Source organism: Parasphingorhabdus halotolerans, from assembly GCF_012516475.1.
Lineage (GTDB): Bacteria > Pseudomonadota > Alphaproteobacteria > Sphingomonadales > Sphingomonadaceae > Parasphingorhabdus > Parasphingorhabdus halotolerans.
In genome coordinates this window covers 2,092,622-2,114,863 of record NZ_CP051217.1, presented here as the reverse complement: position 1 = coordinate 2,114,863, position 22,242 = coordinate 2,092,622, and the positions used below count along the sequence as shown (strand labels likewise).

The window sequence follows — 22,242 nt, the reverse complement described above, 5'->3', positions numbered from 1 at the left end:
TGCGATCAATATATGCTCGCTAGTCCATCATCATCGCCTCATTAATCAGGCCCTCTGCTTCGATCAGCAGTTTGTCATCAGTCGCGCCGCGCGCCACATGCTCATGCCCGATCATCACCAACACCGGAACAGCGAGTGGGCTGACGCGCTCCAGTTCAACATGGATCATCGAATCGACGGCCCGGTCCATCAGGTTGCCCAAACGCTCGACATCGGTCAGCTTGGTGCGGGCGTCGGCCCAAGCTGCCTCCATGAGCAAATGATCGGGTTCATATTTGCGCAGCACGTCAAATATAAGATCCGTGGAAAAGGTAACTTGTTTGCCAGTTTTGCGTTTGCCGGGATGTTGCCGGTCAACCAGGCCGCTTATTACAGCCACTTCACGAAAGGCACGTTTAAGCAGATAGGAGCCTTCGACCCAGTCGATAAATTCGTCGGTCAATATATCGGCGCTGAACAAAGGAGCCGGGTGAGTTACCGGTTCAATAGAATAACAGGCCAGCGCATAATCATTAGCGACAAAGCCAATAGGTCCCAAGCCCTGTGTTTCCATCCGCCGGGTGAGCAACATGCCGAGCGACTGGTGCGCATTCCAGCCTTCGAACGGATAGGCGACCATATAATGCAAATTTCGGTGCGGGAACGTCTCAACCAATAGTTGTCCGGGCTCAGGCATGATCGAACGATAATCCTGCACTTCCAGCCATTCGCGGACATCATCAGGAAAGCGCGCCCATCCCGCCCGATCGGTCAGAAAACCGCGCACTCGGTCCGACAAATGAGTGGTAAGTGGCAAACGTGCGCCCATATAACTTGGTATCATGGCGGCTTTTTTCGACGCGCGAACCAGCACATCGGCAGTTTCGAGCTTGAGCACTTCCAGGCTCATACCGGCGAAGAAAAACGTATCGCCTGGGGTCAGCATCGCGGCAAAACTCTCCTCCACTTTACCAAGATTGCGGCCGTTTTTGAAGCGCACTGATAACATCGCAGAGTCGACGATGATGCCGGCGTTGAGGCGATGCTGAGTCGCGAATTTTGGGTGAGTCAGTGTCCAAACGCCTTTTGCATCGCGGCGCAAGCGCTTGAATTTATCGTAGGCCTTCAACGCATAGCCGCCATCACGGGAAAACCCGAGCACACGGTCAAATTGTTCTTTGGAGAGCGCACTGTAAGGCAACGCAGAATGCAGCTCGTCGAGCAGTTCATCTTCCTGAAACGGAGCAGCACAAGCGCAGGTCATCACGTGCTGAGCGAGCACATCAAGCCCGCCCGCACGAAACGGTTCGCCGTCCCGGCGGCCTTCATTGACGGCATCAAGCGCTGCTTGTGCCTCAAGATATTCAAACCGGTTTCCCGGTACGAGAAGCGCTTTGGACGAGACATCCAGCCGGTGGTTAGCACGACCAATGCGCTGCAAGAGTCGTGAGGAACCTTTTGGAGCCCCCATCTGGATAACGCAATCGATATCCCCCAGTCAACGCCAAGATCTAATGACGCCGTACAAACCAGCGCGCGCATTTGCCCTTTGGCCATGGCGTTCTCAATCTTCCGGCGCGCTTCCTTGGAGAGGCTGCCGTGGTGGATACCGATAGGCAGGGTTTCCTCGTTGATCTCCCAAAGCTTTTGGAAAGTAAACTCCGCCAGAAAGCGCGTGTTACAAAAGATCAGGGTCATCCGGTTGGACTTGATCTGCTCCATCACCTGCGCCACGGCATAGACGCCGGCATGCCCAGCCCAGGGCACACGGACCGGGTCACCGTCGGGTGTTTCGGGGATCATGATTCTGATATCAGCCGGTGCGCCTTCATCACCCAATACATGGGTGACTGTGTCGATATCCCCATAAGGCGCGAGCCAGGCGCGATAATCATCGGGGTCAGCGACGGTTGCAGAAAGCGCGGCGCGCTGCAGGTTTGGAGCGATTCTCTGAAGTCGTGCAATGGAGAGAGCAAGCAAATCGCCACGCTTGCCGGTTGCAAAGGCATGGACTTCGTCAATGATCACACGTTTGAGATTCGCGAACAGCGTGAAGCTATCTTCCTGGCTGAGCAACAGGTTGAGCGACTCCGGTGTGGTCAGAAGAATATGTGGCGGCTTAATGCGCTGTCTGGCTTTGCGATTGGCCGGTGTGTCGCCGCTGCGCGTTTCAACCTTTATCGGCAGTCGCATTTCCTCGATAGGTGAAAGCAGGTTGCGCTGGACGTCCACGGCCAATGCCTTGAGCGGGGAGATGTAAAGGGTATGGAGAGTATCGCTCTCGGGTTGCCCAATGAGATCCACCAATGTCGGCAAAAACCCGGCCAATGTTTTACCAGCACCCGTCGGCGCAGTGAGCAAGGCATGGCGTCCAGCCGCGCTTGCTTCCAGCATCTCCAGTTGATGCCGGCGCACCGTCCATCCACGCGTTGCGAACCAATCGGCGAGTGGTTTGGGAAGATTTGGAGCTTTCACAAATCGAGAATAGGCCACTTTCTCAAATTTGCGACAGTTTTCAGCGTCGTGGTTTAGCCATATTTTCCAATAGCTGCGGAGATCAAATCAATTGTTGGTTGCCGCAGTAGCAACTTATTTGCGCCATAGGCCCGGCCCGGTAATTTTCCGAGTTGTGATGCCACTGCAACCGCCGTGTTGATCGTTGAACCGCGCTCTGCCAGTTGATCAACATAGCCAACCTCCAAAGCTTTATCGGGGTTGTACATCTGCGACTGGATAAGCGATGCGGTGAGGTAAGCGTTGCGCAGCCGGTCTCTTGGCAATTCCACTGCGAATACCGGTAAATTCATGTTGTTCATGGTTTCGTTCGCGCCAAATTTATAGTCGCCTTTGGTACCAATTCTTGAGTCGCAGGTCAGCAGCAGAAACGCCCCCATCGCGATTGCATGGCCGGTGCACGCCGCGACAACCGGCCTCGGGCTGCCATAGACACGGATTACCATCTGGCTTGCCAGATCAAGCAGGAGTGGCCCCTTTTCTGCACCATTGGTCGCCAGCCATTTGAGATCAAACCCGCCGGAGAATACGCCGTCCCGTCCGGCAATAACAATGGCGGTCGCGCCAGCTTCTGCTTTGCTAAATGTCTCGATGAATGCGGCCATCCAGTCGGGATTTATTGCATTGGCCTTGCCATCATCCAGTGTGATGGTAGCGACGTCGTCTTCGATAGTTAGAGCAATAGTCATTTTCTGATCCTTCAGGCAATAATTTAATCAACCGGTTAAATGCCGGACAAACGGATTAACGACAATCGCTGAAATCGATAGCATGTTTGGCAGGGCGATCATGGTCAGCGAAGCTCGGCCATCAAACCAAAAAGCTGCACGACATTCGGCGGAGCGGTATCGCCAGAATATTCCCGGTAAAGCGTTGAAACATTGACCGCTATCCGCTCGCTGTCACCCCAGCTGGAAAAATCGCCCAGCTTGATATCATGTGCGGCATCACGCACAGATAGGTCGGCATCGTAGCGTTTGCGCGCTTCAATATCGATATAGTGTAAATAATCCTGTACGCGGCGGACCCCGGCTTCGTCGGTTATGGGTCCGTGCCCCGGGACAATAGTGTCTGGCTTTAGATCGATAATTATGTCGCAAGCTGCAATCCAGTTCGCCACCGGTCCGGCCCACATGATCGGCGTGCCTTCGACAAACAATATGTCCCCTGTAAAGACGGTTCTATCTTCCGGCACATGGACTAGTACATCACCGGCAGTATGGGCCGGGCCAACTTCGATGAGGTCAACCCTTTTGTTGCCGACCGTGACACTGTGCTGTCCGGTAAAAGTCTGTGTTGGATGCTTTTCGGCGACATCGCGAAAGTTGAAGCTGCCGAATATATCGACCAGATATTGCCCGGCCGGGCCCATTGCCTTCGCCTGATCCATAATCGCCGCCAGATCCCCGGCAGATAACTCAGCCATTTCTCTGGCACTGGCGTCTGAGGCAATGACTTCAGCATGTTTGCAAAGTCCATTGCCATGGCAATGATCGCCATTGGCATGGGTGTTGACGATTACTCCGATGTCATCGGCCCCTACGCCGGCTGCATCTGCCATGGTGCCAAGCATTTCGCGCGTCAGGCTGGCATCGAATAATGTATCGACCAGTAAAGACTGACCCCCATCCGTAATAAGTCCCGCATTGGACCAGCCCCACCCGCCATCGGGTTGCAGATAAGCAAATATTCCGTTGCCGGTTTCATAAAGGCCTTTTTCAAAGGGGGTTGCGGTCATCCTGTTTCTCTTCACCATTCTTTTATGGCCTCAATCCTACAGGCATAAATGGTTTTGAACAGAAGATTTTTGGATGATAATTGTCTTGGCCTTACCGGGATTGTTGCGCCATAGCCGGTTAGCTTGTAAACATTTGAAATGTTTGAAGCTCTCCCAACCATGCATCGTCATTGCACCAATTCATGACCAACCCGCTTCCCACCAAAAAAGGCGTCGAATGGGGCTTTCTGGTTACGCTTCTGGTCGTTATCTCGCTCGCTTTTGCGCTGCTGATAGAGCCGTTTTTCGGAGCGATATTATGGGGCGTCGTTGTTGGTGTCCTTTTCCGGCCGGTTTACGAATGGCTACTGAGAGTCTTCTCCGGCAGGGCTAATCTGGCCGCAGCGGTGACGATGGTCTTAATTCTGGTGCTGGTGGTGGCGCCATTGACCATGCTCGGCATCGCACTGGTTCAGGAAGCATCCGATGTGTACCTCCGGATCCAAAATGGCGACATTGATTTTGCGGACGCGTTTGCTGCCCTTGAAAATAGTCTGCCATCATCGGTGCAAGGGCAACTGGCAACCTTTGGTTATGATGATTTTGCGGGTATTAGAGCACGGATTGAAGAATCGATAAGTGGCATATTACAATTCATGATCACCCAGGCATTTAGTGTCGGTCAAGGCGCTTTCAGTTTTATGCTCAGCCTTGGCGTGATGCTCTATCTGACCTTTTTCATGTTGCGTGATGGTCGCTCGCTCGCTGACCATATCGAAAAGCTCATCCCGCTCGCCGATGATCATCGGCGTATGTTGCTCGACAAGTTTCTGATTGTCATCCGGGCGACTATCAAGGGCAGCTTCGTGATCGCGATTATGCAAGGCACCTTGGGCGGATTGGTGTTCTGGGCGCTGGATATCCGCGGAGCCTTGCTCTGGGCAGTTTTGATGGGAGTCATGTCTTTGATCCCGGCGATCGGTACAGGCATCGTCTGGATACCAGTTGCAATTTATCTGCTGGTTACTGGCGCGATCTGGCAGGGGATCGTGCTCATTGCCTGCGGCGTTTTTCTTATCAGCATGATCGATAATCTCGTTCGCCCTATTTTGGTCGGCCGGGATACCCGGATGCCGGATTATGTGGTTCTTATTTCAACCCTTGGCGGGTTGCAGCTATTTGGCCTCAACGGCATTGTCATTGGCCCGCTTGTCGCTGCATTATTTATTGCGACCTGGGCAATTTTTTCCGAAGTGCACGAGACAGAAGTTGAGGGACAGCCCGAAGGAACTTAATCATTTGAGATGATAGGTCAGGGTCATCTCAATGCAATGTTTCACTGCACCCACCGGAAGCTTTTTGCGCACATTGAAAATCACAGCGCGCGTGCCTTCGAATTTCAGAACATCGCTGTAGAGCTGCTTGTAACGCTCCACCAGATCGGTTTGGCAATGCACATACATCGCATACTCCGTTTCGGATTTCTTGTGCGCGTTGATTCGGATGGTCGTGCCGGATTTTGTAGCGGAGGTTAGAAAAGCAGGCTCGTTCCATTTCAGCGTTTCTTCGAGTGGGCCGATGGACGAATTTTCGGCTGCGGTTTCCAGAATCAATGCGCGTAAAGTCTCCAGCCTTGCGCGCATTTCTTTTGGAACATTAACAAAGACCTGTTCTGTGCCCCGGGGAATTGCATGGGTCATAATTTTCCTCAAAATTTCTCGGGCAAGGGGAAGAGGGTGATGAATTTTTGCGCCAGTTTCCGGTCGCCTTCAAATATTATCAACCCCGCAGATTCCAGGTTTTGCACAGGCTCTTTACCATAGACTATCGCCGCAATATTTTCGGCCTCGCCAGTAATGGTAAAGTCCGCGCCGTCCGTATCGCCCCGCTGTGTTTCGATCTCGCCATTGCCGATTGTCACAATAAACCGGTCGGTTCCCAAACGGAATCCGGCCTTGGCGTTAAACCCTGCGGCGCGCTCTGCATCGAACATCGTCCGGAATGACATTATGATGGATGCCGCGCTAAGCGGCAGGGTGGGGTCGTGACCGGGATGCCGCGTAGCCCATTTGCCCAGCATCTGCACAATATCCTCCGCCTCATACCCCCACTCGGTCAATTCATAAACCTGCGCTGATACTGGCGGAGGTAGCTGGCGTTTTTGCAGGATGCGCAAAGCCTCCAGCCCGTCAAGTCGCTGTGTCAGGATTTTGGCACTGATACCCGGCAACCCCGCCCGGAGCTGGGAAAAACGCCGCGGCCCGAACATTAGTTCGCGCATAATCAAAATACTCCACCGCTCGCCAATCAGCTCAAGGGCAAAGGCCGTTCCGCACGCATCATCATACCAGCGATTTCCAACATGTTGTCGCCATTTTTTTTCCTTTTGTAACTTCATAGTTTCCTTTTGTAACTTCATAGTTGCTTTTTGTAACTCATTCGGTAATTTTCGTCAAACACTGAGTCGAAAAGGACCTAGACATGACAAAAGCAACCATTTGCCTATGGTATGACAAGGATGCCAAGGCGGCGGCAGAGTTCTACGCAGCCACGTTTCCCGACAGCGAAGTCGGTGCCGTTCACATCTCGCCTGCCGACAATCCGGGAAACAAGGCGGGCGACGAGCTGATGGTTAAGTTCACAGTGCTTGGGCTGAAATGCATCGGCCTGAATGGCGGGCCAATTTTTCCGCACAGCGAAGCTTTTTCCTTTCAGGTTCATACCGACAGCCAGCAAGAAACTGACCACTACTGGAATGCTATCGTCGGCAATGGCGGCGAAGAAAGCCAGTGCGGCTGGTGTAAGGACAAATGGGGTATCAGCTGGCAGATCACACCACGCGTGCTGACCGATGCGATGGCCCAGGGCGGCGATGTCGCCAAGCGAGCTTTCGAGGCGATGATGCCAATGCAGAAGATTGATATCGCCAAAATTGAGGCGGCGGTGCGGGGAGAAGAATAATGTCTGCACCAGCAGAGGAAAACTACGAACTATCCGTCACCCGACACATTGCCGCACCACCGGAAAGGGTCTGGCAAGTGATGACCGAACGCCAGACCGAATGGTGGTGTCCGAAGCCGTGGCGGGCCGAGATTATCGAACAGGATTTTGTCGCCGGTGGTCGCAGCGCGATGATGTTCAAAGGCCCCGATGGCGAGGAAATGCCACAGGAAGGTATTTTCCTTGAGGTCACTACGGGCAAACGTTTTGTTTCCACAGATGCCTGTCAGCGCGATGCCGACGGCAACTGGCAACCCAGTGGCCCATTCATGATCGGCAGCTGGGAAATCGAGGCAGAGGAATCCAACGGTGTCCGGGGCACCCGCTACACCGCCACCGCGCGACACTGGACGCAGGAGGCACATGACCAGCACAAGGAAATGGGCTTCGAAGATGGCTGGGGAGCATGTGCCGACCAGCTTGTGAAATTGTGCAAGAATTAACGACGAGCAAAGAGGAGATTGAAATGAGCTATATTGACGGATTCGTAATCGCAGTGCCCACTGCCAACAAACAAAAATTCATCGACCATGCTGCAGGCGCGGATGAAATGTTTCTGGAAATGGGAGCGACCCGCGTTCTTGAATGCTGGGGCGATGATGTTCCCAAAGGAGAGACGACCGATTTCCGTATGGCGGTCAAAGCGAAGGACGATGAAACCGTCATCTTCTCGTGGATCGAATGGCCCGACAAGAAAACCCGTGATGCGGCGATGGCGAAAATGATGGACCCTGATAACAGCGACCCCCGCATGGACCCGGTGAAAAATCCGATGCCGTTTGATGGCAAGCGGATGATCTTTGGAGGATTTGTGCCGGTCGTAACGCTGGAGAAATGAGGAGTAAGAACAATGCCCAATAAACATGGTGATTTTATCTGGTACGAATTGATGACGAACGATGCTGATGCCGCGCAGGATTTCTATGGCGCTGTGCTTGGTTGGGATTTCGCCGATAGCGGCCAGACTGGTATGGACTATCGCCAAATCTCGATGAAGGGCAATGACGTAGGCGGTGTCATGCCGCTAACGCCCGAAATGACAGCGGGCGGCGCGCAGCCCTGCTGGAGGGGCTATATCAATGTCGAGGATGTTGATCGTATGGCGGAGGCGATAACATCAGCCGGTGGCAATGTTTTTATGGACCCGCAGGATATAGGGGGCGTCGGCCGGTTCGCCTATGTCGCCGATCCGCAAGGCGCGATGTTCTATGTGATGAAACCGACACCACCTGCCGACAATCCTGATGCCACCAGCATGGCCTTTGCCGCAACCGAGCCGATGGTTGGGCACTGCGCCTGGAACGAATTGGCCACCAGCGATCAGGATGCGGCGATCAACTTCTATCATGATTTGTTCGGTTGGGAGCAGAAGGATGAAATGGATATGGGACCGATGGGTTCGTATAAATTCTTCCATCATGGCCCCGGCATGATCGGCGCGGTGATGACCAAGCCCGATGAAATGCCGGTTTCCGCATGGACCTATTATTTCCGCGTGGCAGATATTGACGAAGCCGTGAAAGCGATCAGGTCAAATGGCGGACAGATTACACTGGAGCCAAGCGAAATTCCCGGTGGTGAATTCCAGTTAAATGCCATGGATCCGCAAGGCGCAGCTTTCGCGCTGGTTGGTGCGAGACACTAGACCTGGAAAAAAATCAGATTTGGAAATATCCGGCCTTTAGCGGGCTATCTGCCACTAATGCCCCACTGGTTCTCCGCGGTGCAGGCCGGATAATTCCAGTTGCATGTCAATCTGCTGCATCAACCGGTTTAATCCTTCTTCGGACTTTGCCTCAGCCCGCGCCACCAGCACGTCTTGCGTATTGCTGGCGCGTAGGAGCCACCAGCCGTCTTCGGTGTTTACGCGAGCGCCGTCGGTGTTATTGACCTCTGCGCCGTCTGCTTGCAATCGAGCAAGCACTTCGTCGATCACCGCGAATTTGCGGCTTTCATCGACTTGAAAACGCATTTCAGGAGTATTGATCATTTCAACCATATCGCTGCGCAACTGGGTAACGCACTTGCCGATATTGGTCGCGGCCTGAATCAGGCGGACGGCGGCATAGGGCGCGTCGTCAAAACCGTAATAATCATGCTTGAAGAACACATGCCCGCTCATTTCGCCGGCCAGCGGCGAGCCAGTTTCCTTCATTTTGGATTTAATCAGGCTATGTCCGGTTTTCCACATCAGTGGCTTGCCGCCCAGCTCTGCAATCCGGTCATATAATGCCTGGGACGCTTTAACATCGGCGATAATCGTCGCACCCGGCTCGCTTTTAAGCACGTCTTCGGCGTATATCTGAAGCAATTGATCGCCCCAGATCACCCGGCCTTCGCCGTCAATCGCACCGATCCGGTCGCCATCGCCATCAAAAGCCACTCCGAAATCGAGGTTTTTCTCCGCGACAAGCGCCTTTAAATCCTCCAGATTCTTTTCCTCAGTGGGGTCGGGATGATGATTGGGAAACGAACCATCGACATCAGTGTAGAGAAGGTGATGCTCGCCGCCGTTCAAAGCAGTGAGACTGGCCGTCAGCTTTTCTACTACCGGCCCTGCTGCACCATTGCCGCAGTCCCAAGCGATATTAAAAGGTTTGCCCGTGAAGTTCTTGAGCAACCGCGCAACATATTCGTCTTCGATAAAATAGCTTTCCGAAGTTCCCGTTCCATTGTCCCAGTCGCCGCCCGCAGCCATCGTTCCGAGCTTCAAAATGTCCGCCCCAAAAAATGGTCGTCCCTGAAATACCATCTTGAAGCCATTATAATTGGCGGGATTGTGGCTGCCGGTTATCTGAATACCGCCCTGCACCTGTTCTAAAACGCATTCGGCGTAATAGAGCATTGGCGTTGGACCCATGCCAACGGATATGGCATTGATCCCGGCATCATTAAGGCCCCTGATCAGCGCCTCTTCCAGCATTGGTGAACTCGTTCGGCCGTCAAGGCCCGTGGCGACTGCAGTTCCACCATCGCGGGCGATTAATGTCCCGAAACCGCGACCAATTGCATAGGCATCATCTGCACCCAAGGTTTCTCCGATAATACCGCGGATATCATATTCACGCAGGCTGGAAGAATGGAACTGATGGGATGTGAGGGCGCTCATCTTGTGAAAATCCTTATAGTCGAGACCATTGCAAGAGCCCGCTCTGTAGAAAAGGTTTGTAGGAAAAGCCAGCGCTGGCTTTTGCTTGGCATCAATTACTGGCAAAAAATAAGCTGCGACATTGGCAAATGGTCAACGAGGCCGTTTCGATGCGATTAGTAATCACGACTTTGAGCCTCCATCTGTTCCAAGAGAATATCGCGCGCGCGGTTGATTTGCTTCGCCAATTGCTCGTCGCCGCCTTGGCCTGGATGATGCTCCGCCAAGCGATCCCGCCAAGCTGCATCAATTGTTTCGCGATCTGCATCCTCGCTGACGCCGAGTAGAGAACGCGCCCGATCAAGCTCAAAGTCGCGCGGTTTGCGGACGTTTATTTTATCAGACTTTGCAGGAATTAATATGCGCCAGCCGCTCAAAAAGGCAGCGCCAGCCAGCATTGATCCGCCAAATATCCAGTTGCCGCCGCGCAGCATGTTGGCTCCGAGAAGCGCCACGACCAGCGCTAACCATTGATTGCCAGTCATGGTTTTGGCTTTGCCCGAAAATACCAACCACGCGATGATAGCGCCGCCGATGATCAGTATCGGGGTCATCAGTCAGGCAACCAGCTGCGGTTTGCCGAACTCTGCTCCACCCGCGTTCGGCTGGGGCAAAGAGAGATGCTTGATCAATTCACGCAATTCCTGCCGGGCGGCAATGTGGCTGGTGGCGAGGCGACCGAGGTGATCTTTGTCCAGCATCGTCAAGCCAGCGGGGAAAAGTTCACGGTAAATCACCCGTTCGCTAAGTCCTGGAATGATGCGGAAGCCAACCCGTTGCGAGAGCTCGGTCAGCGCATTTACGATGCGCTTCATATTATGCGCTTCAACATATTGGGTGCGGTTACGTAGCACCACCCAGTCAATCGTGGTGCCATCCGCCTTGGCTCGCGCCTTGCGCGCTTCCCAGATAAGCTCGGCGTAAAAGCTGAGTTTGCGGACCTTGTAGGTTTCCGGATCGACCTGCCCGATAAGATCAAAATCAACAAAGCTATCGTTGATTGGCGTAACTAATGTGTTGGCACGGGTTGCTACAAAGCGGGCGAATTTGTCATCGCGACCGGGTGTGTCGTAAAGTAGATAATCAACCCCGTGGCTCATTCGCCGGACGAGCTGTTCCAGTCGCGCAAGATTATCGGCATCAAAAACTTCAAAAAGGGGCTGCGGAATATCTATGTTCAGCCGTTTCATAGTCGCGACGCGATTTTCCAGGTAGCGATAGGATGTGCGCTGGCGCGGATCGAGATCGATAATCGCGACTTTGTGGCCCTGATAGGCAAGCGCAACGGCAATATGAACGGCGGTTGTCGATTTGCCGGTTCCGCCTTTCTCATTGGCAAAAACAATATGATGCGTCTTGTCCGTCACTTGGCTGTTGGTGCGCCCCGTTTTTCCAGCAATCAGCATATCGCTAATCGTAAATGCTCTTGCGATAGGTGAACCATCACCGCATAGTTCGCAAGCAGATCAACTGAATCTACCGGCATTGAGAGGCCTATGCAAATCATAAGACAGCTTGGCCCGCTTCGGGACGCTCTACGGGGCTTTCGCGGAACCAATTGTAAAATCGGACTGGTGCCGACCATGGGAGCCCTACATGCGGGCCATATGCGTTTGGTGGAAGAGGCGATGGCGCAGTGCGATCTGGTCGTAGCGTCAGTTTTTGTGAACCCGACGCAATTTGGTGAAGGAGAGGATCTAGATAGTTATCCAAGACAGGAGGCCGCCGACGCGACGCTTCTGGATGCGGCGGGTGTTTCCATTCTCTGGGCGCCAGAGGTTGATCAAGTCTACCCCGATGGCTTTGCGACCAATGTCAGTGTGAGCGGCGTGAGCACAGGCCTTTGTGGTGGTTCGCGCCCTGGTCATTTTGACGGGGTTGCGACGGTCGTCGCGAAATTATTTAACCAGATACGCCCCGATGCCGCTTTCTTTGGGGAGAAGGATTATCAGCAACTCGCGGTGATCCGGCGGATGGCGCGCGATCTGGATTTCACACATGATGTTATTGGCGTTCCAACCGTGCGCGATCAGGATGGATTGGCGCTTTCGTCTCGAAACGCATATCTGTCTCCCGAGCAACGCGCCAATGCGGTTGCTTTGCCCGATGCTATGCGAGAGGCGGCCAAAGCCATTGCCCGAGGCGGGAATATCAACGAGATATTGGAAGGTGCCAAAAGCCAATTATTAGCCTCTGATTTCCACAAAGTGGACTATTTTGAACTGCGAAACGGCGAGACGCTTGAAATAATGGACAAATTTACCAGTCCGGCCCGTCTATTGGTTGCGGCGCACATTGGCAGCACCAGACTGATAGACAATATCGCCGTAACCCAAAGTTAACGGGGCCTGAGGTTAACCTTGCAAAATCGTGTAAAATGTCGGTTTTCGATGGAAAATCTATGCCCCGAATCGATTTTTTCCATTTCGCGTTAACCATTCCTTTAAGAAATTCGTTTGAAAGTCTCTCTGTCGCCAGAATTGCGGTGACAGAAACAGGGACTGAAAGACTATGGGCAACAGCATGAAAAGCGCAGCCTTTTTAATCGAAAGCCGACTTGCAGAAGCGGCGCAGGGTGACAGCGACGCTTACTATGAATTGGGTATGATTTACTCGACCGGTGCAGAAGGCGTTGGGGTCGATCTCATTGAAGCGCATAAATGGTTCAATCTGGCATCTTTGACAGGCCATGATGAGAGCAAGGTGTGTCGTGCAGAAATATCACTGGATATGACTGCTCGTGAAATTGCCGAAGCCCAGCGGGAAGCGCGCAGTTGGTTGCAGGAATCCACCCGCCGCGCTGCTTGATTAAGCGCTCTTTACCCATCACTTGGCATGTCCTTCGACAGGCTTGGGATGAGCGGGAGCAAATTTAACCCGTCTTCTTGAACGGACCCATTTCGGCGAGAAACTCGATATCGGCAGCAACTGCTTGCCGCTCGCGCGCCAGATAGTCGGCAATCGCGCTGCGAAATCCCGGATCCACAATATAATGTGCGGACCATGTTGGCACTGGCTGATAGCCTCGCGCTAATTTATGGCTGCCCTGCGCGCCGGCTTCCACTGTTTTAAGACCGCGCGCAATGGCCGCATCAATCGCCTGATAATAGCAAACCTCGAAGTGCAGAAACGGCACATCGCGTGTGCAACCCCAGTAGCGACCATACAACGTATCCGCGCCCATTACGTTGAGTGCGCCGGCGATTGGGATATCATCTTGCAACGCCAAAATGAGCAGCAGCTTGTCGCCCATTTTCTGGTTCATTAAATCAAAAGCGGAGCGCGTCAGATAAGGCGTTCCCCATTTGCGTGCGCCGGTATCCTGGTAGAATTCCCAGAAATAGTCCCAATGCTCCGCTTGGATTTCGTCGCCAACCAGATGGATGATTTCTGCCGATGCCTGCGCCTTGGCACGCTCTTTTTTTATCGCCTTGCGCTTGCGGGAGGATAAGGCGGCGAGGAAGCCGTCAAAGCTCTGATATCCCTCATTCTTCCAGTGAAACTGGCTGTCCGCGCGGATCATCCACCCTGCATCCTGGAAATAGTGCAGTTGGTCTTCATTTACAAAGGTCGCATGAACCGATGAAATCCCGTTATTCTGCGCAAGTTGCTCGGCCGCCTTGAGCAGTGGCAACGCCGTCGCCTCATCGCGCAACAGAAGCCGTGGACCCGGTACTGGCGAAAACGGCGCAGCGATCTGGATTTTGGGATAATATTGCCCGCCCGCGTTCTCGAATGCGTGGGCCCATTGCTGGTCAAAAATATATTCGCCCTGGCTGTGCGATTTGAGATAGCTGGGCAGGGCAGCTGCAATACCTAGGCCATCTTCAATAATTATCGGCAAAGATTTCCAACCGGTTCCCGGACCAACACTGCCCGACTCCTCCATTGCAGAAAGAAAGGCATGAGACACAAACGGATTAGTAGTGCCAGCGCAGGCATCCCATTGTTGTGGCGATAGATCCATGATGTTGTCGGCAACTCGCGCGACTATTTCTGTTTCAGTTGATCGGGGGAATCAGACATATTTGCTGATGCTATCAGCTTTGAGGGCGCTCATAAACCGGTTCATCTGCATACATTGCTGCAATCCGCTCTTGCTCGGCGGTCCGAACGGTCCAGGTTACCACGGGTAAACCGCGAGATCTTTGGGACGCTGCGAAACTGGAAGGAAAATCTCGTACGTCATAGGCCAGAAAATCCGGTTTCGCGGCCCACAGATTGCGATGCCGCGCAATCCGTCCGCGCCAGTTTTTGGTATCTTCCTCGGTGACTACCAATCCGCGCACAACATGCTCTGCATTCTTGCGGAACCATGCCGATACCAGTGGATTGAATGACATGATGGCTGCTTTGCCCGTGTAACCTTCCAGTGCCCGGCGCACCGACAGGCAAAGCGGGCCGACCCGCATATTTTTTGATTTGATCTCGATCAGAACTGGCACTCGCCCGGCGATTTGGTCCAGCGTTTCCCGAAGGCGCGGAATTTTACCGTGACCGTCTTTGAGTTGAACCCGATCAATATCCTCGGGCCGCATTCTCGCCAGAACACCCGTTTGGTCGGTCAATCGGTCCAGCTCATAATCATGAAATACAAAAGCGCGCCCGTCTTCAGCAGCCTGCACATCGCACTCAATGCCGTGACCTAATTGTATTGCTGATTCGAAAGCAGCCGAACTATTTTCCAATATGCCACTGCCGTGCAGCCCTCGGTGTGCATAGGGTTGACCCTTCAAAAACCCGACGCGCTCAGGTTCTGGTGCCGGTGCTAACCAGCTATCAAGCGGTTTTGAGAGAAACAATCGCATCCACCTCAACTGCTACTCCCAAAGGCAGCGCGGCAACGCCCACTGCCGCGCGCGCGTGCTGTCCGGCTCCACCGAAAATGACTTCCATCATGTCCGAACAGCCATTGGCTACTTTTGGGTGATCGGTGTAATCAGGGGTGCTGTTTACAAAGACTCCGAGTTTGACGATACGGTCGACCCGATCCAGCGATCCAGCGGCGGCTTTTATCTGGGCGCAGATCATCAAAGCGCAGGCTTTGGCCGCTTCCTGACCCTGTTCAAGCGTCATATTATCGCCAAGCCTGCCAGTGATGAGTTTGCCGTCCGCCATTGAAACCTGGCCGGAGATATGGAGTAATCCACCGACTTCGACGGCGGGGACATAAGAAGCAACTGGCGCTGCGGGTGTCGGAAGGGTGATGCCCTTGGCTTCCATTGCTTTTTCAATATTATCAGTCATGATTCCAATTCTCACGCATGGTTGGCAGGGTCAAGGTTTTCGGAGGGGATATCCATTGCTGGCGCAGCGACGCGCTTTTCCAGTTTGTCGCCGATCCAAACTAATGCCTCGCTCCAGCTATCAATACGCGCATGGGCTGCCGGATTGGTTTTGATATGTTTCGCTAATATGGGTTCACCGACCATCTGCAGGCGCCAGACCTCAGGAGCGTGTTTGGCGACGCTGCCATGCTGATGGCCAAGGTCATCGACAAATACCGTCACGCTTGGCTGATATTCTGCCAATATTGAACTGAGCGCCTCGCCTTTGCCACCTTGATTGCAATAGACGGGGCAATCGATGCCGACGGCACGCAATTGCTCGGCTCTGGCTTCCTGCCGATCATCCATAAGATTGGTCAGGATGACAACATCCGCGGTGTCCGAGAGTTTGTTGATGGCCTCTACGGCACCATCTATTGCGCCTTGCCGGTACATTTCCGTATCGAAAAATTCCTTGAGCATAGGCCATATTTGTTCCGGTAAAACTTGCGTGCCATCATGTTTGTGACGCAGCGCATTGGCAAAATCACTGCCGTTTTCGAGGTCAAAATGGATGTGTTTGTCCGCGTCCAGCCACTGCTGGAACGGGACAACCATGTGCAGCAACACCTCGTCGCAATCGCTGATCAGAAGGGGTTTTTTATTCAAGAAAAATCTCCGGGATTGTTCAGATATTCTGCCGCTGCGGCTAGCCTTGCCGGTTCAACATCAATAGCTTCGGCGCAAGCAAGCAGGTCGGGCTCGTGATTGGCCAAAAATCCCAGGAGTGACGTAAGCATCGCAGGATCTTCCAGCCCCGAGCGTAAATCGCGCGGATCCAAACCGGTCAGCGCGAGAAGCCGCTGCGCCCGCTCGCTATCTTCCAAAACCCAGCCGAGCGCCTTCAACGCCAGAATTTCGGTTTCTTCGCTGATATTGGGATTTGTTTCCATTTGGGCTTTCGCCTAAAGGGTTGGCACGCAGTTGCAAAGGGACAAATTCATAGTGGCAAAAAGAGTTTTGGTTGTTGAGGATAATGAACTCAATCTCAAACTATTCTGTGATTTGCTCCGCGCGCATGGTTTTGTCGTCGAACCGGTGAAAGATGGCCGCGAAGTGATTGATAAGGCGCGCAGTTTCGTGCCCAATCTGATCATCATGGATATCCAATTGCCGCATGTCAGTGGGTTGGAACTGATCGAACAGATAAAGAAAGATCCGCAGCTCAAGGTCATTCCGATTATGGCGGTGACCGCATATGCCGGCAAAGGTGATGAGGACCGGATATTGACGGCCGGAGCCGAGGCTTATGTTTCAAAGCCGATATCAGTCGCGAAATTTATCGAATCAGTGCAGAAAGTTTTGCACCGCTAGCAGGAATCAGAAAGCGACTTACTTAATCTTCGCTTCTTTGAACTCGACATGCTTGCGCACAACCGGATCATATTTGCGCTGCACCATTTTCTCGGTCAGGTTGCGCGGATTTTTGCGGGTTACATAGAAAAAACCTGTGTCCGCGGTGCTGACGAGTTTGATTTTGACATTGGCTGGTTTCGCCATGGAGCGTTCCTTGAAATTGGTCTTAAAAGCAGATGCTGAAATTAAAAAGCGGCAGCTCGGCTAAGAGCAACGCCGCATCAATTGAGCGCGCTAATGGTCAAAAGCGCTCATATTGTCAAGGGAAAGCAGCCGCCCTCGTACCTGACGCGTCAATCGACCTCTTTACCCTTTGTTAACCATATTTTTGCATGGTGGCATCTTGCACAATGGGGGCATTGTTATGGACCATGATCAAAATCTATTCATTCAGGCAGAAATGCTCGGTTTACTGGAAAATATTCCGTCCTCTTTGGTGGAGAAACACCCATTGCAGTTTTTGATGCACCTCGACCAGATTCGCCAGAAGGCGGCGCAGCATCACCTGTCCGGATTGCATGATCTGGCGTGCGCATTTGAATCGGCCCTGCAAAAGGGATTGGAGCACGGCAGCGGCGTGATGATCGCACGCTCCTATCTTAAAGCGATGCGCGATGCTGTCGGTTGCGGGCAGATTGATGCCACTATGTCCGAAGCCATCATGGCCGACGTTGCTCTACGCCTTGGTGGCCAGCCATAAGGGCTGTAGATTCTATGGATGCATTCCTAACTTCCCTATTTGCTCTTGCTCTGGCGGAAATCGGGGATCGACCGCAAATCCTGTGCGCGGCGCTGGTTATCAGATACGGCAAAGCTACGCCGATTCTGTGGGGGCTTGGCCTGGCTACAGCGCTCAATTGTTTCATCTCAGCGCTGGGCGGGTCGGTCGTCAACCAGTGGATTAGCGAAGAGCCGCTAAGGCTCTTCTATGCCATTTCGCTTATATTCGCCGGTGCAGGCATGCTGGCATGGCGGCGCCCGGTTGATCTTCTGGAAAAGTGGACCATAGGGCCGTTCTGGACTGCCTTTCTGGGTATTTTCATTTTGCAGCTTGGAGACAAGGGGCAATTTATTCTGGCTGCCACAGCCGCGCGGACAGATATGTGGGCCTTTGCAGCTATCGGTGGCTGGATTGGTGTCATGATCGCCTGCGTTCCGGCATTGGTATTCCAGGAAAAGCTCGCACAGATGATACCAATAACAAGAATCAGACAATTCGGCGGCGTGATTTTCCTGATAATCGGTGGAGTGATGGCATTAAGCGCATGGGGCATTCTATGACCTCTCATTTGCTTGGCCCTTTATTTGGCCCGCCGTTCGGGTGCGGTCACAATAGTCCTTGAGCCGTTGTTTTTACTTGATTCCTTTTGGCACTGAACCTCAAATTCACAAAAAAATGGCGGAAACTGTGGCTAAATGATCACAGAAGCAACTAAATCTTAGTTTTTCGCACTAGCTAAAAGCCCCAGAAAACCAGCATTTTCCAGAATATTGACAGTATTTCCGCCATTTTTGCCTTTGCTTTGAGTTGTAAAATTGAGCAAAGCTCTCATTGAGGGTCTATTCTGACTTGAGAAAAACAAGGGATTTTGACAAATGGCTAAGGATTTTCGACAATTCAAACGCGCGACACTCTTGCGCACAACAGCAGCAGGCGCAATCGCGGCATTGGCGCTCGTTTCGCCGGCACAGGCTATTGTACCAAATGACAATCAGACACCCGCAGACATTGTAGATAATAGCGGCGTAAATGGTGTTGGTATGTTTGCTCGCGGCGACGGATTTGTATGTTCCGGTACTCTGATCAACCCACGAACCGTGTTGTTTGCAGCACACTGCGTCAACGATCGTCCGGAAAGCGACTATGGTCCGGTCGTCAAGACCGCGTGGTCCTTTGATTCAAACGCCATTCAATTGCGGAACTTTATCCGCGATCAATTGGGTATTACGACCGGAACATTTGAACAGTCGATCAATACATTTTTGGTAAATCAAATTCTTTGGAACCCGCAATCAAACGAACGCCCAGATAGCTTCGGTTTCCTCGAAGGCGATATTGCCCTGGCCAGCCTCGCGACACCAGCCGGCAAAATCCCGACTTGGGCATTGCTGTTCTCCCCTCTCCCGACCCCCGACTCAATCAGCGACGCCGATGGCACTGGCTATCACGTCAATATTACCGGCTATGGCCGCACAGGCAGTGGAACGGCCGGAGCTAATGTCGGTATCGACTTCCGTCGCCGTGCAGCCGAAAATATGCTCGGATCGCTATCGTCATTCGACAATCGCAACAACTTCCTGTTTGGTCAGCCGTTTGGCGACTTGCCACAGGTTCTCTATCGTCTCGACTTTGACGATCCGAACAAGACCAATCCTTTCGATTTCAACCTCTACAAAGACGAGCCGCGCGTACGTGAAGGCACAACGGCTGGCGGCGATTCCGGTGGCCCGTTGATTCTGGATGCAGCCAATAACAGCCTGTCGACCGAAGACCTTCAGATTGGCGTATTGTCCGGCGGTTCACGCTTCTTTGGCCCACAGGTGTTTAGCTCCTACGGCACGGAAAGTTTTTACCAGCCATTGTTCTTGTTTGCGGATTATATCGCAGCCAATAACCCATATCGTTATGTCAGCGCAAAAGCGGGCGATGGCGCATGGGAAGATGCAACCCATTGGCAAACTGACCTTGATCCCGCTTATCGGATCATCAATGCCAGCGGTGCAGTAGTTAACGGATTTCCTGCTACGCAGTCTGCGGGACGTTTCGGTGACACACCGGCTTTTGGTGAAGTTTGTTTCGACCCGGAAGGCGACAACCCTGGTGAGGGTTGTTTTGATTTGGCAACCGGAACGGATACGCCACCTTCGCGTCCGGCGCCAACGCCGACGCCAATGGCTGGCGGTAATCTGACCTCCGGTATCGGCATCGTTGAAGTAAACGATGTTAGCGCAGCACCCGAACTTGCTGCTGGCGGAGATTCGCAAGCTGCATCCGAGGCAGCGTCATCTGTTGCGGCATCTGCGGCGCCAACAGAAGTTGCTGCTTCAGCGGCCGCTCCTGGTGCCCGCGCAGGGATGATCATGGGTTCCGAACATCAGGCCCAAGCAAATGGAAATGGCGTGGAATTTGCTGTTGAAGCCCCGCATAACGGTGTCGAACTGGCGGATAACGAGGCGCACGCTGCCGGGGGACCGGAAGCCGCTCAAGAAGAATCACAAGCTCCTGGTGATCCCCAGCCGGCGCCAACATTGGCAAATGGTCTTGCTGGAGCAACCAATTTTGTTCCTGACAACATTGAGCCAGTGATCAGCACTGATCCTGCTCTTCAGGTGAACTCGCGTTACTTCGAAGTCACGCTGAACAAATCCGGAACGACCACATTGAGCAGCACACGGACCATTGACCGGCTGAATGTCGGCGGAGCTGCTGGCTTAAGCGTCGCAGCAAGCGGTACGTTGAACACGTTGATCGACGTCAATCAAACCGGTGGCCGCGTTGCGGTCAATGGCGCTATCAACAGCACAGGCGATTATTCGCTGTTTTCGGGCATGTTGTCCGGTTCGGGTACCGTTAAGACACCTTTCCTGACGAGTGTTGCTGGTGCAATCGCGCCGGGGACATTGGGGACAGTCGGCAATCTTACCATCGACGGCAGTGCGATTTTGGCTTCAGGCTCGACGCTATTCGTTGATATTGGTGCTTCCGGCACCTCCGACAGGTTGACCGTAACTGGCCAGGCCAATGTTGGCGGCAATGTCGCAATTGGCAACATCGCCGGTTTCCAGACTGCGACCCCAAGCACGTACCGCATTGTCAACGCGGCGGGCGGCGTAACCAATCAATTTGCTGGCGTTTCAAACTTGTCGGCGATTCTGTTGTCGAGCCTGTCTTATAGCGCCAACGCTGTTGATCTTCGGGTTCGGGCACAGAGCTATCAGAATGTGATAGACCGGACCAATCCTCTGCAAGTTAGCTTTGCCGGTCTTATGGATCGAAATCGTGGCAATGGAGCTGTCGCGGGACTATTTTCCTTCCTCGATTTCACCGATGCAGCTACGATTCGGGCTACCTTTAACAGTTGGGCTCCGACGACAGAGTCGACGGTCCAGTCTTTGGCCCGCGGTTTTCTTGGTAATGTGTCGGACTTCTATCAGAACCGCATAAGTTTGGCGGACCGTTCTTCGAACGGCGGCACTGTTGCCGTTTCTGGTCAGCCGTTGCAATTGGCATCTGCTTCGTTGAGTGGAATGAACATTCCCGGCTCACCAGCTATCATGAGCGATGCTGCCACCAGTGCAGCGCAAGGCGAAGTAATGTCAGGTGGTGTCAATGAAGACATGGCGGTCTATTTGGCCGGCGGTTTTGTCAACGGTGACACAGGATCAATGCCTCTCACAAATCCTGGCAACGGGGCGGACGGTGATGATGAGTTTGACGGCTTCTTTATCGCCGGTGGTCTGGAATATTATCTGGATGAAGCCTCGTTCATCGGTGTGTCAGCTTATTATTCCGATGTCGATGGTGTTGCGTCGTTGGGGAACTCGGCCAAGGCTACGACGATCATGGGCTCTGTCTATGGCCGCGCGAAAACCTTTGCAGACCTCGTTCTGGATGCGCGCTTGAGCATCGGTACATACAACGCAGAGACATTGCGTACTGTTGGTTTGGGCACGCAGTCATTCAGCCTGACGACTGACGATGACAGCTTGGTCTATTCAAGCGAGATTGGCCTTTCCAAAGAACTGTATCTGCTGGATGCGATAATCGCACCTGGAATCCGGGGCCGCGCGGCTAAAGTCAATTTCAGCAATGTCAACGAAGTCGGCGGAGGACCGGCTCTGGCAATTGTTCGTCCGGACTATAACAGTGTTCAAGGCTTGGCCGGAGTGGAGTTTAAATCCAAACCGGGTCATAAACTGCAACTGCGGGCTTCCATGAATTATGTTCATGAATTTATTGATAGTCCCAATACATTCGCAGCGAACTTTGTCGGCGGTAACGGCCTGCCAGCGCCATTTGCTCTGGTAAACCAGGACCGCGATTGGGGTGAAGTTGGCGTCGGTTTGCGGTATAACGCAGGCAATGTATCTCTGGATCTGTCCGCCGATTCAACAGTTGGAAGATCCGATGTTCAAAGCCAAGTATATTCAGGCGCTGTAACATTCCGCTTCTAGGCTTATAAACTGATTAAAAACCCGCC

At 53.1% G+C, this 22,242-nt stretch carries 24 protein-coding genes and 1 pseudogene; 11 read left to right on the top strand and 14 right to left on the bottom strand.

Features of this window, described 5'->3' with window-relative positions; translation table 11 throughout:
* Window positions 1-19 precede the first annotated feature (19 nt).
* The 3 genes and pseudogenes from HF685_RS10405 to HF685_RS10395 all read right to left on the bottom strand — a co-directional run bounded on the left by HF685_RS10405 (window position 20) and on the right by HF685_RS10395 (window position 4,231).
* Window positions 20-2,373, bottom strand: a pseudogene (locus tag HF685_RS10405) (ligase-associated DNA damage response DEXH box helicase).
* Window positions 2,374-2,507: 134 nt separating this feature from the next.
* The gene (locus tag HF685_RS10400; protein ID WP_168819807.1) at window positions 2,508-3,182 is read right to left on the bottom strand and encodes a crotonase/enoyl-CoA hydratase family protein; all 675 of its coding nucleotides are present in this window, start codon (window positions 3,180-3,182) and stop codon (window positions 2,508-2,510) included.
* A gap of 104 nt (window positions 3,183-3,286) precedes the next feature.
* Entirely contained in the window at window positions 3,287-4,231 is a 945-nt protein-coding gene (locus HF685_RS10395) for an MBL fold metallo-hydrolase (protein WP_168819805.1), read from the bottom strand.
* Window positions 4,232-4,413: 182 nt separating this feature from the next.
* Between HF685_RS10395 and HF685_RS10390 the strand changes: the two genes are divergently transcribed.
* A complete protein-coding gene (locus HF685_RS10390; protein WP_168819803.1) occupies window positions 4,414-5,505 on the top strand; it encodes an AI-2E family transporter in 1,092 nt (363 codons plus the stop codon).
* Here the strand turns inward: HF685_RS10390 and HF685_RS10385 are convergent, their stop codons facing one another.
* Together HF685_RS10385 and HF685_RS10380 are read right to left on the bottom strand one after the other, a co-directional pair.
* The gene (locus tag HF685_RS10385) at window positions 5,506-5,910 is read right to left on the bottom strand and encodes a DUF1801 domain-containing protein (protein WP_168819801.1); all 405 of its coding nucleotides are present in this window, start codon (window positions 5,908-5,910) and stop codon (window positions 5,506-5,508) included.
* Window positions 5,911-5,918: 8 nt separating this feature from the next.
* A complete protein-coding gene (locus HF685_RS10380; RefSeq protein WP_168819799.1) occupies window positions 5,919-6,608 on the bottom strand; it encodes a winged helix-turn-helix transcriptional regulator in 690 nt (229 codons plus the stop codon).
* A gap of 83 nt (window positions 6,609-6,691) precedes the next feature.
* On the opposite strand from HF685_RS10380, the gene HF685_RS10375 reads away from it, so the two are divergent.
* The 4 genes from HF685_RS10375 to HF685_RS10360 are packed head-to-tail and all read left to right on the top strand — an operon-like array spanning window position 6,692 to window position 8,855.
* The gene (locus HF685_RS10375) at window positions 6,692-7,171 is read left to right on the top strand and encodes a VOC family protein (protein ID WP_168819797.1); all 480 of its coding nucleotides are present in this window, start codon (window positions 6,692-6,694) and stop codon (window positions 7,169-7,171) included.
* Entirely contained in the window at window positions 7,171-7,653 is a 483-nt protein-coding gene (locus tag HF685_RS10370; protein WP_168819795.1) for an SRPBCC domain-containing protein, read from the top strand. The genes HF685_RS10375 and HF685_RS10370 overlap by 1 nt, the downstream gene beginning before the upstream one ends.
* 23 nt (window positions 7,654-7,676) lie before the next feature.
* A complete protein-coding gene (locus tag HF685_RS10365) occupies window positions 7,677-8,048 on the top strand; it encodes a DUF1428 domain-containing protein (protein WP_168819793.1) in 372 nt (123 codons plus the stop codon).
* A 12-nt stretch (window positions 8,049-8,060) separates the two neighbouring features.
* A complete protein-coding gene (locus tag HF685_RS10360; RefSeq protein ID WP_168819791.1) occupies window positions 8,061-8,855 on the top strand; it encodes a VOC family protein in 795 nt (264 codons plus the stop codon).
* 54 nt (window positions 8,856-8,909) lie between these two features.
* On the opposite strand, the gene pgmG is transcribed toward HF685_RS10360, so the two are convergent.
* The 3 genes from pgmG to HF685_RS10345 form a co-directional block, all read right to left on the bottom strand.
* A complete protein-coding gene (pgmG, locus tag HF685_RS10355) occupies window positions 8,910-10,319 on the bottom strand; it encodes a phosphoglucomutase/phosphomannomutase PgmG (RefSeq protein WP_168819789.1) in 1,410 nt (469 codons plus the stop codon).
* Window positions 10,320-10,474: 155 nt separating this feature from the next.
* Window positions 10,475-10,912 carry a J domain-containing protein gene (locus tag HF685_RS10350; protein WP_168819787.1) on the bottom strand — a complete coding sequence of 146 codons (438 nt, stop codon included), beginning with the start codon at window positions 10,910-10,912 and terminating at the stop codon, window positions 10,475-10,477.
* A gap of 3 nt (window positions 10,913-10,915) precedes the next feature.
* Window positions 10,916-11,764: a division plane positioning ATPase MipZ gene (locus tag HF685_RS10345; RefSeq protein WP_168819784.1), complete on the bottom strand. Its 849-nt coding sequence runs from the start codon at window positions 11,762-11,764 to the stop codon at window positions 10,916-10,918.
* A 90-nt stretch (window positions 11,765-11,854) separates the two neighbouring features.
* Here HF685_RS10345 and panC point away from each other — a divergent pair, with 90 nt between their 5' ends.
* Window positions 11,855-12,700 carry a pantoate--beta-alanine ligase gene (gene panC, locus HF685_RS10340; RefSeq protein WP_168819782.1) on the top strand — a complete coding sequence of 282 codons (846 nt, stop codon included), beginning with the start codon at window positions 11,855-11,857 and terminating at the stop codon, window positions 12,698-12,700.
* A 169-nt stretch (window positions 12,701-12,869) separates the two neighbouring features.
* Window positions 12,870-13,166 (top strand): SEL1-like repeat protein, encoded by a 297-nt coding sequence (locus HF685_RS10335; RefSeq protein WP_168819779.1) that lies wholly within the window; start codon window positions 12,870-12,872, stop codon window positions 13,164-13,166.
* Between the two features lie 64 nt (window positions 13,167-13,230).
* On the opposite strand, the gene HF685_RS10330 is transcribed toward HF685_RS10335, so the two are convergent.
* The 5 genes from HF685_RS10330 to HF685_RS10310 all read right to left on the bottom strand — a co-directional run bounded on the left by HF685_RS10330 (window position 13,231) and on the right by HF685_RS10310 (window position 16,578).
* Window positions 13,231-14,325 carry a GNAT family N-acetyltransferase gene (locus HF685_RS10330; RefSeq protein ID WP_168819777.1) on the bottom strand — a complete coding sequence of 365 codons (1,095 nt, stop codon included), beginning with the start codon at window positions 14,323-14,325 and terminating at the stop codon, window positions 13,231-13,233.
* A gap of 73 nt (window positions 14,326-14,398) precedes the next feature.
* The gene (locus tag HF685_RS10325) at window positions 14,399-15,166 is read right to left on the bottom strand and encodes a glycerophosphodiester phosphodiesterase family protein (protein ID WP_168819775.1); all 768 of its coding nucleotides are present in this window, start codon (window positions 15,164-15,166) and stop codon (window positions 14,399-14,401) included.
* Window positions 15,138-15,605, bottom strand: coding sequence for a RidA family protein (locus HF685_RS10320; protein WP_168819773.1), 468 nt, complete (start codon window positions 15,603-15,605; stop codon window positions 15,138-15,140). The genes HF685_RS10325 and HF685_RS10320 overlap by 29 nt, the downstream gene beginning before the upstream one ends.
* Before the next feature lie 11 nt (window positions 15,606-15,616).
* Window positions 15,617-16,243, bottom strand: coding sequence for an HAD family hydrolase (locus tag HF685_RS10315; RefSeq protein ID WP_168821475.1), 627 nt, complete (start codon window positions 16,241-16,243; stop codon window positions 15,617-15,619).
* A gap of 47 nt (window positions 16,244-16,290) precedes the next feature.
* Entirely contained in the window at window positions 16,291-16,578 is a 288-nt protein-coding gene (locus HF685_RS10310) for a DUF3572 domain-containing protein (RefSeq protein ID WP_168819771.1), read from the bottom strand.
* A 52-nt stretch (window positions 16,579-16,630) separates the two neighbouring features.
* Between HF685_RS10310 and HF685_RS10305 the strand changes: the two genes are divergently transcribed.
* Window positions 16,631-16,999, top strand: a complete 369-nt coding sequence (locus tag HF685_RS10305; protein ID WP_168819769.1) for a response regulator — start codon at window positions 16,631-16,633, stop codon at window positions 16,997-16,999.
* Window positions 17,000-17,017: 18 nt separating this feature from the next.
* Here HF685_RS10305 and rpmG read toward each other — a convergent pair whose 3' ends face one another.
* A complete protein-coding gene (gene rpmG, locus HF685_RS10300) occupies window positions 17,018-17,185 on the bottom strand; it encodes a 50S ribosomal protein L33 (protein ID WP_066741431.1) in 168 nt (55 codons plus the stop codon).
* A gap of 220 nt (window positions 17,186-17,405) precedes the next feature.
* Between rpmG and HF685_RS10295 the strand changes: the two genes are divergently transcribed.
* The 3 genes from HF685_RS10295 to HF685_RS10285 all read left to right on the top strand — a co-directional run bounded on the left by HF685_RS10295 (window position 17,406) and on the right by HF685_RS10285 (window position 22,216).
* Window positions 17,406-17,741 carry a hypothetical protein gene (locus HF685_RS10295; protein ID WP_168819767.1) on the top strand — a complete coding sequence of 112 codons (336 nt, stop codon included), beginning with the start codon at window positions 17,406-17,408 and terminating at the stop codon, window positions 17,739-17,741.
* A gap of 14 nt (window positions 17,742-17,755) precedes the next feature.
* Entirely contained in the window at window positions 17,756-18,322 is a 567-nt protein-coding gene (locus HF685_RS10290; protein WP_168819765.1) for a TMEM165/GDT1 family protein, read from the top strand.
* A 315-nt stretch (window positions 18,323-18,637) separates the two neighbouring features.
* Window positions 18,638-22,216 (top strand): autotransporter domain-containing protein, encoded by a 3,579-nt coding sequence (locus tag HF685_RS10285; RefSeq protein ID WP_168819763.1) that lies wholly within the window; start codon window positions 18,638-18,640, stop codon window positions 22,214-22,216.
* Window positions 22,217-22,242: the final 26 nt, after the last annotated feature.

Bases quoted from the DNA above. Each gene is read 5' to 3' on its own strand.
- HF685_RS10400 (WP_168819807.1), bottom strand. From the start codon at position 3,182: ATGACTATTGCTCTAACTATCGAAGACGACGTCGCTACCATCACACTG.
- HF685_RS10395 (WP_168819805.1), bottom strand. From the start codon at position 4,231: ATGACCGCAACCCCCTTTGAAAAAGGCCTTTATGAAACCGGCAACGGA.
- HF685_RS10390 (WP_168819803.1), top strand. From the start codon at position 4,414: ATGACCAACCCGCTTCCCACCAAAAAAGGCGTCGAATGGGGCTTTCTG.
- HF685_RS10385 (WP_168819801.1), bottom strand. From the start codon at position 5,910: ATGACCCATGCAATTCCCCGGGGCACAGAACAGGTCTTTGTTAATGTT.
- HF685_RS10380 (WP_168819799.1), bottom strand. From the start codon at position 6,608: ATGAAGTTACAAAAGGAAAAAAAATGGCGACAACATGTTGGAAATCGC.
- HF685_RS10375 (WP_168819797.1), top strand. From the start codon at position 6,692: ATGACAAAAGCAACCATTTGCCTATGGTATGACAAGGATGCCAAGGCG.
- HF685_RS10370 (WP_168819795.1), top strand. From the start codon at position 7,171: ATGTCTGCACCAGCAGAGGAAAACTACGAACTATCCGTCACCCGACAC.
- HF685_RS10365 (WP_168819793.1), top strand. From the start codon at position 7,677: ATGAGCTATATTGACGGATTCGTAATCGCAGTGCCCACTGCCAACAAA.
- HF685_RS10360 (WP_168819791.1), top strand. From the start codon at position 8,061: ATGCCCAATAAACATGGTGATTTTATCTGGTACGAATTGATGACGAAC.
- pgmG (WP_168819789.1), bottom strand. From the start codon at position 10,319: ATGAGCGCCCTCACATCCCATCAGTTCCATTCTTCCAGCCTGCGTGAA.
- HF685_RS10350 (WP_168819787.1), bottom strand. From the start codon at position 10,912: ATGACCCCGATACTGATCATCGGCGGCGCTATCATCGCGTGGTTGGTA.
- HF685_RS10345 (WP_168819784.1), bottom strand. From the start codon at position 11,764: ATGCTGATTGCTGGAAAAACGGGGCGCACCAACAGCCAAGTGACGGAC.
- panC (WP_168819782.1), top strand. From the start codon at position 11,855: ATGCAAATCATAAGACAGCTTGGCCCGCTTCGGGACGCTCTACGGGGC.
- HF685_RS10335 (WP_168819779.1), top strand. From the start codon at position 12,870: ATGGGCAACAGCATGAAAAGCGCAGCCTTTTTAATCGAAAGCCGACTT.
- HF685_RS10330 (WP_168819777.1), bottom strand. From the start codon at position 14,325: ATGGATCTATCGCCACAACAATGGGATGCCTGCGCTGGCACTACTAAT.
- HF685_RS10325 (WP_168819775.1), bottom strand. From the start codon at position 15,166: ATGCGATTGTTTCTCTCAAAACCGCTTGATAGCTGGTTAGCACCGGCA.
- HF685_RS10320 (WP_168819773.1), bottom strand. From the start codon at position 15,605: ATGACTGATAATATTGAAAAAGCAATGGAAGCCAAGGGCATCACCCTT.
- HF685_RS10315 (WP_168821475.1), bottom strand. From the start codon at position 16,243: ATGGTTGTCCCGTTCCAGCAGTGGCTGGACGCGGACAAACACATCCAT.
- HF685_RS10310 (WP_168819771.1), bottom strand. From the start codon at position 16,578: ATGGAAACAAATCCCAATATCAGCGAAGAAACCGAAATTCTGGCGTTG.
- rpmG (WP_066741431.1), bottom strand. From the start codon at position 17,185: ATGGCGAAACCAGCCAATGTCAAAATCAAACTCGTCAGCACCGCGGAC.
- HF685_RS10295 (WP_168819767.1), top strand. From the start codon at position 17,406: ATGGACCATGATCAAAATCTATTCATTCAGGCAGAAATGCTCGGTTTA.
- HF685_RS10290 (WP_168819765.1), top strand. From the start codon at position 17,756: ATGGATGCATTCCTAACTTCCCTATTTGCTCTTGCTCTGGCGGAAATC.
- HF685_RS10285 (WP_168819763.1), top strand. From the start codon at position 18,638: ATGGCTAAGGATTTTCGACAATTCAAACGCGCGACACTCTTGCGCACA.